The 14399-nt window shown below is 59.4% G+C and carries 9 protein-coding genes; 2 read left to right on the forward strand and 7 right to left on the reverse strand.

Annotated elements, in window-relative coordinates:
* Positions 1–19: 19 nt before the first annotated feature.
* The gene (locus MSNKSG1_RS06930; RefSeq protein WP_008938541.1) at positions 20–1435 is read right to left on the reverse strand and encodes a TIGR03013 family XrtA/PEP-CTERM system glycosyltransferase; all 1416 of its coding nucleotides are present in this window, start codon (positions 1433–1435) and stop codon (positions 20–22) included.
* 256 nt (positions 1436–1691) lie between these two features.
* Here MSNKSG1_RS06930 and MSNKSG1_RS06935 point away from each other — a divergent pair, with 256 nt between their 5' ends.
* Together MSNKSG1_RS06935 and MSNKSG1_RS06940 are read left to right on the forward strand one after the other, a co-directional pair.
* Positions 1692–2639 carry an XrtA system polysaccharide deacetylase gene (locus tag MSNKSG1_RS06935; protein WP_008938542.1) on the forward strand — a complete coding sequence of 316 codons (948 nt, stop codon included), beginning with the start codon at positions 1692–1694 and terminating at the stop codon, positions 2637–2639.
* Between the two features lie 20 nt (positions 2640–2659).
* The gene (locus MSNKSG1_RS06940) at positions 2660–3697 is read left to right on the forward strand and encodes an ExeA family protein (protein ID WP_008938543.1); all 1038 of its coding nucleotides are present in this window, start codon (positions 2660–2662) and stop codon (positions 3695–3697) included.
* On the opposite strand, the gene carB is transcribed toward MSNKSG1_RS06940, so the two are convergent.
* The 6 genes from carB to prpB all read right to left on the reverse strand — a co-directional run bounded on the left by carB (position 3669) and on the right by prpB (position 14383).
* Entirely contained in the window at positions 3669–6923 is a 3255-nt protein-coding gene (carB, locus tag MSNKSG1_RS06945; protein WP_008938544.1) for a carbamoyl-phosphate synthase large subunit, read from the reverse strand. The two genes, MSNKSG1_RS06940 and carB, sit on opposite strands and share 29 nt — an antisense overlap.
* A gap of 28 nt (positions 6924–6951) precedes the next feature.
* Positions 6952–8436 carry a 2-methylcitrate dehydratase gene (gene prpD, locus MSNKSG1_RS06950; RefSeq protein WP_008938545.1) on the reverse strand — a complete coding sequence of 495 codons (1485 nt, stop codon included), beginning with the start codon at positions 8434–8436 and terminating at the stop codon, positions 6952–6954.
* 135 nt (positions 8437–8571) lie between these two features.
* Entirely contained in the window at positions 8572–9750 is a 1179-nt protein-coding gene (gene prpF, locus MSNKSG1_RS06955; RefSeq protein WP_008938546.1) for a 2-methylaconitate cis-trans isomerase PrpF, read from the reverse strand.
* Entirely contained in the window at positions 9747–12344 is a 2598-nt protein-coding gene (gene acnD / locus MSNKSG1_RS06960) for a Fe/S-dependent 2-methylisocitrate dehydratase AcnD (protein WP_008938547.1), read from the reverse strand. The genes prpF and acnD overlap by 4 nt, the downstream gene beginning before the upstream one ends.
* A complete protein-coding gene (prpC, locus tag MSNKSG1_RS06965; RefSeq protein ID WP_008938548.1) occupies positions 12341–13471 on the reverse strand; it encodes a bifunctional 2-methylcitrate synthase/citrate synthase in 1131 nt (376 codons plus the stop codon). The genes acnD and prpC overlap by 4 nt, the downstream gene beginning before the upstream one ends.
* 24 nt (positions 13472–13495) lie before the next feature.
* Complete coding sequence (gene prpB / locus MSNKSG1_RS06970) at positions 13496–14383, reverse strand: methylisocitrate lyase (protein WP_008938549.1); 888 nt, start codon at positions 14381–14383, stop codon at positions 13496–13498.
* Between the last annotated feature and the right edge of the window lie 16 nt (positions 14384–14399).

A 14399-nucleotide genomic window follows, 5' to 3' on the forward strand; every position in this document is an offset into this window, starting at 1 on the left:
GCTGTTCTTGTGTTGTTTGTTATCTAACGCCCTTCCCGAGAAGCACCACCTCAACTGTCTGGATCATAATCAGAAAATCCATAAGGAGGCTGTGGTTCTTGGAGTAATACAGGTCGTATTCCAGTTTTCCCTTGGCATCTTCGACAGAGGCACCATAAGGGTATTTAAGCTGAGCCCAGCCCATCAGGCCAGGCTTTACATAATGACGGGTGTCATAAAACGGTATTTTTTCCTTGAGTTCCGAGACAAACTCCGGCCGTTCCGGACGCGGGCCGACAATGCTCATCTCCCCTTTGATCACGTTGTAGATCTGGGGTAGCTCATCCAGGCGGGTATTGCGGATGAATGCGCCAACACGGGTAACCCGGTTGTCGTTTGCCGAAGCCCAGCGCGCTTTTCCGTCCTTCTCGGCATCCTGGCGCATACTCCGGAATTTGTAGATCCGGAACTCCTTGCCAAGCATGCCAACCCGCTTCTGGCTGTAGAGGATGGGGCGCCCCGTCTCAAGGAAAACGGCAAGGGCGGTGAGAATAATAAAGGGGAACATGACCACCAGCAGTGCCAGACTCAGTGCCAGGTCGACAAATCGCTTGGCAAAATTCCGGCTCTTTGACGCCTTGAATCCCTCGGAGAAAACGATCCAGGAAGGGTGCACCATGTCGAGCTTCGCCTTTTTCAGCTCCCGCTCGTAGAAATCGACACCATTGGTAACAGCGATGCCTCGCAGCTTGCACTCCATGAGGTCCGGAACCGGGAGCCAACCGCCCTCGGTACGACGGCGTTCCTGTTGCGCAACCACGATCTCCGAGACCTTGTTCTCCTTGCAGAACTGGTAGAAATCGTAAGGGGCAGGAAGCAACAGATCTCCGGAGACGGAACTGTGCGCATTCTCCGGTATGCAGCCAATAATCCGGATGCCAAGCTTGCGCATATTGCGCTGATACTCGTCCAGAAGTGACGCGGCGAAATCACCGGCACCAAAAACCACAACCCGCCGCACTAACTGCTCGGAATCAACCACTCGCAGGAAAATCAGGCGCATCAGTATGATCACCATGGATGCAAGCAGTACCGCCCAGAACAGATTTGCGCTGCCCGGATCGGCCTGGGGCAATACACCATAGACCAGGGTCAGGCCAATACCACCCACAAAGCAGTAGGCGATCAGGGTCCGGAACAGCAGAAGCGAGAGTGTCTCCTTGGCCATGGCCAGGTAACCGCCCATCGCAAGGGTGCCGCAACTGAGGGTTATCGCAAACAGAAAGGCCGCGACCATGTCGGTGTGCATGGGCGCGTGATCAATGCCGACCATCGCCAGAAAAACGGTCAGCAGTGAGAAGATGCCGAACAGTACCCCGAATTCCAGACCAGCAAGCACCAGATACGGGATATGAAGGTAATGTTTTCTAAAACGTATGTACGACACGCTGAACATCCTTGTCGTCTGTTTGACAATCAGCGACAGAACAACTTCCAATTAAACCGGCCATTCAACCCTTTGCGCCGATTCTCTTTTACTACGGAAACCATTCTGCGCCTGCGATTCCGCAAACTCAACCGATTTGTATCGTTTTGTAACTGTCTTTTACATTGTTTTAGGTTTCAGAAACATTATATATGAATCAGGTAATTGTATTTAGAGCTGTCGTGGGCGAGAATCTGCCTAAGGCTTGAAATGGGAAGGAGTACCCATGCCAGATCTTACCCGGCCGCAGGAACCGGCAACCAACACAAACCATGGCACCGCAGATTCCAGACCGCTGCATGCCATGAGTATTGATGTGGAAGATTACTTCCACGTTGCAGCGTTGTCCCGGGTAATCCGACCTGATCAATGGGATACCCTGCCCTCCCGGGTCGAGCAGAATACCCGTCGGCTACTTGCCCTGTTTGAATCCCGTAATGTGAAATCGACGTTCTTCGTGCTTGGTTGGGTCGCTGAGCGGTTTCCGTCCCTCATACGGGAGATCGCGGACGCCGGCCACGAGATCGCCTCCCACGGCTACAGCCATCAACTGATTTATCGTCAGTCCCCGGATGTCTTCCGGTCCGAGACGGTTCGTTCCAAAAAGCTTCTGGAAGACATTATCGGGCAGCCCGTCACCGGCTATCGGGCCGCGAGCTACTCCATCACCAAAGAGTCGCTCTGGGCACTCGATATTCTCGCGGAGAGCGGGTTCACCTGGGACTCGAGTATTTTCCCGATTCATCATGACAATTACGGTATTCCGGACTCACCCCGGGAGCCCTATACCATTCGTACCGGAACCGGCCAGGAACTCCGGGAATTCCCGCTGACCACCGCACGCGTTATGGGCCTGAGCATTCCGGCCGCCGGTGGCGGTTACTTCCGGCAATTTCCGTATCCCCTGTTCCGATACCTGTTCAGCAATGCCTCCGGCTTTGGCGAACGTCCCCAGATGTTCTACCTGCACCCATGGGAAGTGGACCCGGACCAACCACGGTTCAATAACGCAAGCTGGTTCTCGCGGTTCCGCCACTACACCAACCTGGACAAGTGCGAAGACCGCCTGGCACGACTGCTTGACGATTTCCGTTTCGGCACGGTAAGCGAAAGTTACGATGCCTACCGGCCGGATACCCTGAGAATCAACACCGATCTGGCCAAACTGGCCTGAACGGCCGACAGGAAGTGAGCATGTACCTGGACTTTTTTGGACTGCACAGACACCCCTTCCGGATTACCCCGGAAGACGATTTCATTTACATGAGTCAGCAGCACTCCAGGGCCTATGTCTACATGTCGTCTGCCATCTGGAGTTCGGAAGGCTTCGTGGTTATCAGTGGCGAAATAGGCTCCGGCAAAACGACACTGCTCAAGAAAACCATCCGGAGCCTGGAAGGCGACCTGAAGCTCCTGAACATCTCATACACCAACCTGGAATCCCGGGATCTGTTTGGCCTGATCCTTCGAAAGGCCGGATTGAAAGTCGAAGATGACAGCAAGGTGGCGATGCTGTTCCAGATTACTGAATATCTGGAGCGCATGGCCGCTGCGGGGACACCGGTGGTGCTGACCATCGACGAGGCGCAGAACCTCACCCGGGAAAACCTGGAAGATATCCGCATGCTCACCGGCATGGAGAGCATGGGCGGGCCCTCGATGCGGGTTATTCTCCTGGGACAGCCGGAGTTGAAAGGCGCGGTAACAGCCATTCCCCAACTCAGCCAGCGGGTAAAGCTGTTTTTCCACCTGGAAGGTCTGACTCTGTCCGAAACCGCCGAATACATCGATTATCGCCTCCTTGTATCCGGACATGGGGGCAATAAACTCTTCGACGACGACACCGTTCGGGAAATCCACAAGCTCAGCAAAGGCATCCCGCGCCTGATCAATAAACTGTGTGACGGCATGATGATGTGCGCTTACGCCGAGGATCGCCCCTTTATCGATCCCCACGACCTCAAGAGCATCCGCAAGGACCTGCTGGGAGAAGACGTGGCCAGCGAACCGCGCCGACCGGCCCCCAGGAAGGCAGCCGAACGCACCTCAAACCGTCCCTCTTCACCGGCATCGGATTTCGCCGGCGCAACCAGTGCCCTGAATCGCATTGCGGACGCGCTGGAACGCCTGGATGCCCGTATGGCAAAAGTGTTTCCGGAAGAAAACGACGCCCAACAGGACAACGTAACGCCCATGGGTAACGTCAAGCCTCTGTCGCCAAACCGGAAGTAGTCTGCAACGAAGGCGCCCGCGCAATCTGTTGCAGGCTACGGACCTGGTCGATCGAGCCGAAGGCGATGGCCCGTGCGTATGCCTCTCCACCCGCCAGTGTGGTCGCCATGGGGATTTTCATGCGCACCGCCATCCGCCTGAGTTCGGCAGAGGCGGCGATGGTCGCCCGGCCATCGCTGGTGTTCAGGACAAGATCCACCTCCCGGTTGCGAATCGCATCCAGAACATGGGGGCGTCCTTCTTCGATCTTGTTGAGGCAATCGCAGGCTATGCCCTGTGCCACCAGGAATTCGGCGGTTCCTGCCGTCGCAGTAAGCTGAAAACCCACGTCCAGAAAACGACGCGCCACGGCCACCGCGCCCGGCTTGTCCTCATCACGGACCGACAGGAATACCCGCCCTGTACACGGTAGCGATTCCCCCGCCCCCAATTCCGCCTTGGCAAAGGCCTCATCAAAGCTGTCGCCAAGACCCATAACCTCGCCGGTGGACTTCATCTCCGGCCCGAGGATCGGATCCACCGCCGGGAACTTGTTGAACGGGAACACTGATTCCTTCACCGCGTAGTAGGTCGGTACGATCTCCTGGGTGAAGTTCAGTTCCTTCAGCGTCTTGCCCGACATCACCCGGGCCGCAACCGCCGCCAGGGAGACACCAATGGCCTTGGACACGAACGGCACGGTCCGCGAGGCCCGCGGGTTCACCTCGATCACGTAGATCTCACCGTCCTGCCAGGCCAGCTGGACGTTCATCAGGCCCACCACGTCCAGCTCGATGGCCATCTTCTTGACCGCATCGCGCATCTCGTCCTGCACCTGCTGGGACAGCGTGTACGGGGGCAGTGAACAGGCGGAGTCACCGGAGTGTACGCCAGCCTGCTCAATGTGCTGCATGATGCCGCCAATGACCACGTCGGTGCCGTCGGAGATGGCGTCGATGTCCACCTCGATGGCGGCGTTCAGGAAGTGGTCCAGCAGCACCGGGCTGTCGTTGGACACCAGCACGGCGTTGCGCATGTAGCGCACCAGTTCGGTCTCGTCGTAGACGATTTCCATGGCCCGGCCGCCCAGCACGTAGGACGGACGCACCACCAGCGGGTAGCCGATTTCCCGGGCCGCCAGGATGCCTTCCTCGTGGCTGCGCACGGTGGCGTTTTCCGGCTGCTTCAGGCCCAGGCGGGTGATCATCTGCTGGAACCGTTCCCGGTCCTCGGCCCGATCGATGGCGTCCGGGCTGGTGCCGATGATGGGCACGCCGGCCGCTTCCAGGCCCCGGGCCAGTTTCAGCGGGGTCTGGCCGCCGTACTGGACGATCACGCCCTTGGGCTTCTCGACGTGGATGATTTCCAGCACGTCTTCCAGGGTGATCGGCTCGAAGTACAACCGGTCGGAGGTGTCGTAGTCGGTGGACACGGTCTCCGGGTTGCAGTTGATCATGATGGTTTCGTAGCCGTCTTCGCGCATGGCCAGGGCCGCGTGCACACAGCAGTAGTCGAACTCGATACCCTGACCGATCCGGTTGGGGCCGCCGCCGATGACCACGATCTTGTCCCGGTCGGAGGCGTCGGCCTCGCACTCTTCCTCATAGGTGGAGTACATGTACGCGGTGTCGGAGGCGAATTCCGCCGCGCAGGTGTCCACCCGCTTGTACACCGGACGGATGTCCAGGTCGTGGCGCAGCTTGCGCAGGCTCACTTCGGAGATGCCCAGCAGCTTGGCCAGTCGTGCATCGGAGAAGCCCTTGCGCTTGAGGCGGAACAGGGTGGCCTGGTCGATGTCGGCCTTGCCGGCGCTCTTGAGGGCCTCTTCCTCTTTGATCAGGTCCTCGATCTGCACCAGGTACCAGGGGTCCACCCTGGTGTGGGCGAACACGTCTTCCACGCTCAGGCCGGCACGGAAGGCGTCGCCGATGTACCAGATGCGGTCGGCGCCGGGGACGTTCAGTTCCTGGGTCAGGGTTTCCCGGGCGTTTTCGGAATCCAGCTCTTCGAGTTTCTCGTCGAAGCCTTCGGAGCCCACTTCCAGGCCGCGCAGGGCTTTCTGCAGGGATTCCTGGAAGGTGCGGCCGATGGCCATGACCTCACCCACGGATTTCATCTGGGTGGTCAGGCGGGCGTCGGCCTGGGGGAATTTCTCGAAGGTGAACCGGGGGATCTTGGTGACCACGTAGTCGATGGACGGTTCGAACGAGGCCGGGGTGACGCCGCCGGTGATTTCGTTCTGCAGTTCGTCCAGGGTGTAGCCAATGGCGAGTTTGGCCGCCACCTTGGCGATCGGGAAGCCGGTGGCCTTGGAGGCCAGGGCCGAGGAGCGGGACACCCGCGGGTTCATTTCGATGACGACCATGCGTCCGGTGTCCGGGTTGATGCCGAACTGGACGTTGGAGCCGCCGGTTTCCACACCGATCTCACGCAGCACCGCCAGCGAGGCGTTACGCATGATCTGGTATTCCTTGTCGGTGAGGGTCTGGGCCGGGGCCACGGTGATGGAGTCACCGGTGTGCACGCCCATGGCGTCGAAGTTCTCGATGGCGCAGACGATGATGCAGTTGTCGTTCCGGTCGCGGACAACTTCCATCTCGTACTCTTTCCAGCCGATCAGGGACTCGTCGATCAGCAGTTCGTTGGTGGGCGAGAGGTCCAGGCCGCGGGTGCAGATTTCCTCGAACTCGTCCCGGTTGTAGGCAATACCGCCGCCGGAGCCGCCCATGGTGAAGGACGGGCGGATGATGCACGGGAAGCCGATGTCATCGGCCACTTTCCAGGCTTCGTCCATGGAGTGGGCGATGGTGGCCCGGGGGCATTCCAGGCCGATCTTCTTCATGGCCTTGTCGAAGCGGTCCCGGTCTTCGGCCTTGTCGATGGTGTCGGCGTTGGCGCCGATCATTTCCACGCCGTGTTTCTCGAGGATGCCGTGGCGCTCCAGGTCCAGCGCGCAGTTCAGCGCGGTCTGGCCGCCCATGGTGGGCAGCAGCGCGTCCGGCTGCTCCTTCTCGATGATCTTCTCCACCGTCTTCCAGGTGATCGGCTCGATGTAGGTGGCATCCGCCATCACCGGGTCGGTCATGATGGTCGCCGGGTTGGAGTTCACCAGGATCACCCGGTAGCCCTCTTCCCTCAGCGCCTTGCAGGCCTGGGCCCCGGAGTAATCAAACTCGCACGCCTGCCCGATCACGATCGGGCCCGCGCCCAGGATCAGGATGCTCTTGATGTCGGTACGTTTTGGCACACTTCCCTTCCCTAGCGCAAAGCGGCGGTCAGATCATGAACAGCGCCACGAAGTCGTGGACCGGGGTATTCTCCAGCGTTTGCTGATCCTTGCATAGCTCAAAAATACGTTCGCATTGTTGCGCCGGGAACCGCGTAGACAGGTTATTCCGGAACTTGTCTTCCAGCAGGGGAATTCCCTCCTTGCGGCGCCGGCGGTGGCCGATGGGATATTCCACTGCCACTTTGTCTGTCTGGGTGCCATCCGAGAAAAACACTTGCACCGCGTTGGCGATGGAGCGTTTGTCCGCTTCCAGGTATTCCCGGGTGTAGCGCTCGTCTTCGACGATTTCCATCTTCTCGCGCAGCTTATCGATGACCGGATGTGCCTCGTGGAAGCCGTCTTCGTAGTGCTCCGCGGTCAGACTGCCAAATATCAATGGCACCGCGGTCATGTACTGCAGGCAGTGATCCCGGTCTGCGGGGTTGGCCAGTTTGCCTACTTTCGAAATAATGCGGATAGCGGACTCATGGGTAGTGATCACGATCCGGTCGATCTCATCCAGCCGGTCCCGGACCTCGGGATGCAGCCGGACGGCGGCTTCCGCGGCCGTTTGGGCATGAAACTCTGCCGGGAAGGAGATCTTGAACAGGATGTTCTCCATCACGTAGCAGCCAAATGGCTGCGGCAATGAGAACTGCCGCTGGTCTTCGGGCTTGAGCTTCTGGTCCTTGTTGGTCTTGCTGAACAGCACGTCGTAGAACCCCCACTGGGGTGCACTGAGTACGCCGGGAACACCCATTTCGCCGCGCATCGCAATATCCGCCAGACGCACACCCCGGGAACTGGCATCCCCTGCCGCCCAGGATTTCCGGGAGCCGGCGTTGGGTGCGTGGCGGTAGGTTCTCAGTGCCTGACCATCCACCCAGGCATGGGAGAGCGCCGACAGGAGCTGCTCACGGTTCGCGCCCATCAGCCTGGCAGCGACCGCCGTCGAGGCCACTTTCACCAGAACCACGTGATCCAGGCCAACCCGGTTGAAGGAATTCTCCAGCGCCAGCACACCCTGGATTTCGTGGGCCATGATCATCGATTCCAGAACGTCTCTCACAACGAGAGGTGCCTTGCCCTGCGCAACGCGTTTCTGCGACAGATAATCCGCCACCGCGAGAATCGCCCCGAGATTGTCCGAGGGATGGCCCCACTCCGCCGCGAGCCAGGTGTCGTTGTAGTCCAGCCACCGGACGATACAGCCAATATCCCAGGCCGCCTTGACCGGATCGAGACGGAACGCAGTTCCCGGAACACGGGCACCGTGCGGAACCACCGTCCCCTCCACCATGGGTCCCAGATGTTTGGTGCACTCCGGAAACCGCAGCGCGAGCAACCCGCAACCCAGGGTATCCATCAGGCAGTTACGGGCCGTATCCCAGGCTTCGTCGCTGATCCCATCGTATGACAGAACATAGTCGGCAATGGTCTGTAGCACTGAATCGTAATCGGGGCGCTCGTTCGTATCGAAAGTTTTCGACATGCGGACACTCCTTCTTGAAGCCGGTCGTTTCTCTAAAGCCTAGCTCAATTGTCGGCAGCGCGAAGCCGCGCCAGGTGTTTCCATAACGCAAAAAGCCGGAGAAATCTCCGGCTTTTTGACTCAGCACTCGGCAACTCAGAAGCAGTCGCCAGGCACCCTCACCCATCCTTCCATCAGGATGCGCGCACTGCGGCTCATGATCGCTTTCGTGGCGGTCCACTGGCCATTCACCTCTTTGGCCTCGGCACCGACTCTCAAGGTTCCCGAGGGATGACCAAAGGTTACGTGAGTCCGGTCACCGCCACCGGCGGCCAGGTTGACCAGCGATCCCGGCACGGCAGAAGCCGTGGCAATGGCCACCGCCGCCGTTCCCATCATGGCGTGGTGCAACTTGCCCATGGACAGCGCCCGAACCAGAACGTCGATGTCCGAAGCCGTGATCTGCTTGCCGCTGGAGGCCACATAATCCACGGGCTTGGCTACGAAGGCGACCTTCGGTGTGTGCTGTCGATTGGCAGCTTCGGCGATGTCGTTGATCAGCCCCATCTTTACCGCACCGTGGGCCCGGATGGTTTCGAACATTTCCAGCGCTTTCGGATCGCTGTTGATGTCGTCCTGTAGCTCCGTGCCCTTGTATCCGATATCTTCGGCATTGATGAAGATGGTCGGGATGCCGGCGTTGATCATGGTGGCCTTCAGGGTGCCCACTCCGGGCACTTCCAGGTCATCCACGACATTGCCGGTGGGGAACATGGCGCCGTCACCGTCCGCCGGATCCATGAATTCTATCTGGACTTCCGCCGCCGGGAAGGTGACACCGTCCAGTTCGAAATCGCCGGTCTCCTGAACCTCACCATTGGTAATGGGCACATGGGCCACGATGGTTTTCCGGATATTGGCCTGCCAGATTCGAACTGTGCAGGTACCGTTTTCCGGAATCCGGTCTCTGGCCACAAAACCGCCGTTGATGGCAAAGGCACCAACGGCCGCCGTCAGGTTGCCGCAGTTACCGCTCCAGTCCACGAAGGGCTTGTCGATGGACACCTGCCCGAACAGGTAGTCCACGTCATGATCCGGTTGGGTGGGTTCCGCCAGAATTACGGTCTTGCTCGTGCTGGAGGTCGCCCCGCCCATACCATCCGTCTGCTTCTGGTAAGGATCGGGGCTGCCGATCACGCGCAGCAACAGGTTATCCCGGGCCTGGCCCGGCACCTGGGCGGCTTCCGGCAGATCCTGCAGCCGGAAGAACACACCCTTGCTGGTGCCGCCACGCATATAGGTGGCGGGAACGCGGATTTGAGGTGCGTGGGTCATGCCGTGCCCTCCGCCTCCAGGAAGTCCTGGGCAAAGCGCTGCAACACTCCACCAGCCTTATAGATAGACACTTCCTCGGCGGTATCCAGGCGACAGATCACGGGCACATGCTCGGTGCTGCCGTTCCTGCGATGGATGACCAGCGTCAGCTCCGCTCGTGGTGCCGGGGTACCTTCCACGTCGTAGGTTTCAGTGCCGTCCAGGGCCAGAGTCTTGCGCGTAGTTCCTTCTTCGAACTGCAGGGGCATCACGCCCATGCCGACCAGGTTGGTCCGGTGAATCCGCTCGAAACCTTCGGCCACAATGGCTTCGACCCCCGCCAGAGCAACGCCCTTGGCGGCCCAGTCACGGGAAGAACCCTGACCATAGTCAGCACCGGCAACGATGATCAGCGGTTGCTTGCGCTCCATATAGGTCTCGATGGCTTCCCACATACGGGTAACCTTGCCTTCCGGCTCGATCCGGGCCAGGGAGCCCTGCTTCACGTTGCCGCTCTCGTCCGTCACCATTTCATTGAACAGTTTCGGGTTTGCGAAAGTTGCACGCTGGGCGGTCAGGTGGTCGCCACGATGGGTTGCGTAGGAGTTGAAGTCTTCTTCCGGCAGGCCCATTTTCGCAAGGTACTCACCGGCCGCACTGCTGGCCAGGATCGCGTTCGACGGCGACAGGTGGTCGGTGGTGATGTTGTCCGGCAGGACCGCCAGCGGCCGCATGCCTTTCAGGGATTTCTCGCCGGCCAGTGCACCTTCCCAGTATGGCGGACGACGGATGTAGGTACTCTGGGGCCGCCATTGGTACAAGGGATCGCTCTGCGCCTGGGCTTCCCTGGTGATGTCGAACATCGGAATGTAGGTGCTACGGAACTGCTCCGGCTTCACCGACTGTTTCACGATGGCATCGATTTCCTCGTCGCTCGGCCAGATGTCCTTCAGGGTGATGGGGTTGCCATCCTGATCATAGCCGAGGGCATCCTTCTCAATATCGAAACGGATGGTCCCGGCAATGGCGTAGGCGACCACCAACGGCGGCGAGGCCAGGAATGCCTGCTTGGCGTAAGGGTGAATCCGGCCGTCGAAGTTCCGGTTACCGGAGAGCACCGCGGTGGAATACAGGTCCCGATCGATAATTTCCTGCTGGATTTTCGGATCCAGGGCACCGCTCATGCCGTTACAGGTGGTACAGGCAAACGCCACCACGCCGAAACCGAGGTTTTCCAGCTCGGGCAACAGGTTGGCTTCTTCCAGGTACATCTTGACGGTTTTGGAGCCCGGTGCCAGGGAGGTCTTCACCCAGGGCTTGCGGGTCAGGCCCAGTTTGTTGGCGTTGCGCGCAATCAGGCCGGCCGCCACCATGTTACGGGGGTTACTGGTGTTGGTGCAGCTGGTGATGGCAGCGATGATGCACGCGCCGTCCGGCATTTTACCCTCTTCCAGCTCCCAGTCGCCGGCAATGCCACGCTTGGCCAGCTCGGAGGTAGGAAGATGGGCATGCGGGTTGGATGGCCCCGCGAGGGTGCGGGTGACCCTGGACAGATCGAACTTCAGAACCCGTTCATACTCGGCATTCTTCAGGCTGTCGGCCCACAGACCGGTTTCCTTTGCGTATTTCTCTACGAGGGCAATCTGGTCGTCTTCCCGGCCGGTCAGCTTCAGGTAATCGATGGTCTGACCGTCGATGTAGAACATCGCGGCAGTGGCGCCGTATTCCGGCGTCATGTTGGAGATAGTGGCCCGATCACCCACGGTGAGGCTGTCGGCACCTTCACCGTAGAATTCCAGGTAGGCACCAACCACCCGCTCCTTGCGCAGGAATTCTGTCAGGGCCAGCACCATATCGGTACTGGTAATGCCCGGCTGAAGCTTGCCGGTGAGTTCGACACCCACGATATCCGGCAGACGCATCATGGAAGCACGGCCAAGCATCACGCTCTCGGCTTCGAGACCGCCGACACCGACGGAGATAACGCCCAGGGCGTCCACCATCGGCGTATGGCTGTCGGTGCCCACGCAGGTATCCGGGAAGGCAACGCCCTCTCGGGTCTGAACGACCGGAGACATCTTTTCCAGGTTGATCTGGTGCATGATGCCGTTGCCCGGGGGGATCACATCCACGTTCTTGAACGCGGTCTTGGTCCAGTTGATGAAGTGGAAACGGTCATCGTTCCGACGATCTTCAATGGCACGGTTTTTCGCGAACGCGTCCTTTTCGAAACCGGCATGCTCAACGGCCAGGGAGTGGTCGACGATCAACTGGGTGGGAACTACCGGGTTGACCTTGGCAGGATCCCCGCCCTTCTCGGCGATCGCGTCACGCAGACCGGCCAGATCGACCAGCGCGGTCTGGCCCAGGATGTCATGGCAGACCACTCGTGCCGGATACCATGGGAAGTCCAGATCGCGCTTACGCTCGATCAGCTGTTTCAGGGAGTCCGTCAGCATCTCCGGATCACAACGGCGAACCAGTTGTTCTGCCAGGATTTTGGAGGTGTACGGCAGTTTGTCGTAGGCGCCGGCGTGGATGTCCTCCACGGCCTGACGGGTATCAAAATAGTCCAGGTCGGTGCCCGGCAGAGGTTTACGGTATTCGGTGTTCATGGACGCTCCTCAATCGGTACCCACTTGGCGTCCGCCGGGCCGGTGTAGTCGGCACTGGGGCGGATGATGCGGTTGTTCGCGCGCTGCTCCTTCACGTGGGCGGTCCAGCCGGATACCCGGGACATGACGAAGATCGGGGTAAACAGTTCGGTCGGGATGCCCATGAAGTGATAGGCTGACGCGTGGAAGAAGTCGGCATTACAGAACAGCTTCTTCTCTCGCCACATGACTCCCTCGCAACGAACGGATACCGGATAGAGCACCGTATCTCCGACTTCATCTGCAAGCTTTTTGGACCACTGTTTGATGATGGCGTTGCGCGGATCGGACTCTTTGTAGATCGCGTGGCCGAAGCCCATGATCTTTTCCTTGCGCTCCAGCATGCCCATCAGGCCTTCTTCGGCCTCGTCCGGGGTGCTGAACCGCTGGATCAGTTCCATGGCTGCTTCGTTGGCACCGCCATGCAGCGGCCCACGCAATGTACCGATGGCACCGGTGACACAGCTGTGGATGTCCGAGAGCGTAGAGGCACAAACACGGGCTGTGAAGGTGGAGGCGTTGAATTCGTGCTCCGCATAGAGAATCAGGGAGACGTTCATCACCTTCTCATGCAATTCGCTGGGCTTCTTGCCGTGGAGCAGTTCCAGGAAGTGGCCACCGATGGAATCCACGTCGCTGTCGGTCTCAATGCGAACGCCGTCGTGGGCGAAGCGGTACCAATACGTGATGATGGACGGGAACACCGCCAGCATGCGGTCGATCTTGTCGTCCTGCTCGCTGAAGTCCTGTTCGGTCTCCAGGTTGCCCAGCATGGAGCAGCCGGTGCGCATCACATCCATCGGGTGCGCGTCTTTGGGGATCTGCTCAAGCACCGTTTTCAGGGCGGCGGGCAGGCCACGGAGGCTCTGGAGCTTTTTCTTGTAGCCGTCCAGCTCCTGGCGGTTGGGCAGCTTGCCACGCAGCAGCAGGTAGGCAATCTCCTCAAACTGGGCCTTTTCCGCGAGATCGGCGATGTCGTAACCGCGGTAGGTCAGGCCCGCACCGCTTTTTCCAACGGTGCACAGAGCCGTTTCACCAGCCACCTGGCCACGCAGGCCAGCTCCACCAAGTTTCTTTGCTTCAGCCATGTTTCTCTCTCCAATCAGTCTTGTTCAGTCTTTGTTCTGAGCGAAAAGCTGGTCCAGCTTTTGTTCGAATTCGTGGTAGTTGAGGAAATCGTACAGTTCCATGCGGGTCTGCATCAGATCAACTACGTCTTTCTGGTCGCCCTTCTCCAGAATGTTCTGATAGACGGTGACGGCTGCCTTGTTCATGGCCCGGAAAGCACTCAGCGGATAAAGGACCATATCGGCACCGGCCTCCGCCAGTTCCTTGCGGTTGTAAAGGGGTGTGGCACCGAACTCGGTGATATTGGCCAGAATGGGCACATCCAGCGCTTCGGAGAAGGCTTTGTAGTGCTCCAGTTCGGTCACTGCTTCGGCGAAGATGCCATCGGCGCCTGCTTCGATGCAGGCTTTGGCGCGATCAATCGCCGCTTCCAGTCCCTCTTTCTGGAAAGCGTCGGTACGGGCCATGATGAAAAAGTCGTCGTCCTGCCGGGCATCGGCCGCCGCCTTGATCCGATCCACCATCTCTTCCTTGGAGACGATTTCCTTGTTCGGACGGTGGCCGCAACGCTTCTGGGCAACCTGGTCTTCAATGTGGACAGCCGCCGCACCTGCGCGTTCCATTTCACGGATGGTCCGGGCGATATTGAACGCCCCACCCCATCCGGTATCGATATCCACCAGCAACGGCAACCCGGAAGCAGCCGTGATCCGGCGCACGTCTTCAACCACGTCGTTCATGGTGGTCATTCCGAGGTCCGGCAGCCCGTAGGAAGCATTGGCAACGCCGCCCCCGGAGAGGTAGATGGCCTGGTGACCCACTTTTTCGGCCATCATTGCCGCATAGGCATTGATCGTACCGACAATCTGTAGCGGCTGGTTCTCTTTCAGGGCCTTACGGAAGCGAGCGCCCGGGGAAAGTGTGTTGGCCATAGGATAATCCTCTCTT

This window comes from Marinobacter santoriniensis NKSG1, assembly GCF_000347775.1.
GTDB classification, from domain to species: Bacteria; Pseudomonadota; Gammaproteobacteria; order Pseudomonadales; family Oleiphilaceae; genus Marinobacter; species Marinobacter santoriniensis.

Coding starts and splice junctions, on each gene's coding strand:
- MSNKSG1_RS06935 (WP_008938542.1), top strand. CDS start 1,692: ATGCCAGATCTTACCCGGCCGCAGGAACCGGCAACCAACACAAACCAT.
- prpD (WP_008938545.1), bottom strand. CDS start 8,436: ATGTCGAAAACTTTCGATACGAACGAGCGCCCCGATTACGATTCAGTG.
- prpB (WP_008938549.1), bottom strand. CDS start 14,383: ATGGCCAACACACTTTCCCCGGGCGCTCGCTTCCGTAAGGCCCTGAAA.
- MSNKSG1_RS06940 (WP_008938543.1), top strand. CDS start 2,660: ATGTACCTGGACTTTTTTGGACTGCACAGACACCCCTTCCGGATTACC.
- prpC (WP_008938548.1), bottom strand. CDS start 13,471: ATGGCTGAAGCAAAGAAACTTGGTGGAGCTGGCCTGCGTGGCCAGGTG.
- prpF (WP_008938546.1), bottom strand. CDS start 9,750: ATGACCCACGCACCTCAAATCCGCGTTCCCGCCACCTATATGCGTGGC.
- acnD (WP_008938547.1), bottom strand. CDS start 12,344: ATGAACACCGAATACCGTAAACCTCTGCCGGGCACCGACCTGGACTAT.
- MSNKSG1_RS06930 (WP_008938541.1), bottom strand. CDS start 1,435: ATGTTCAGCGTGTCGTACATACGTTTTAGAAAACATTACCTTCATATC.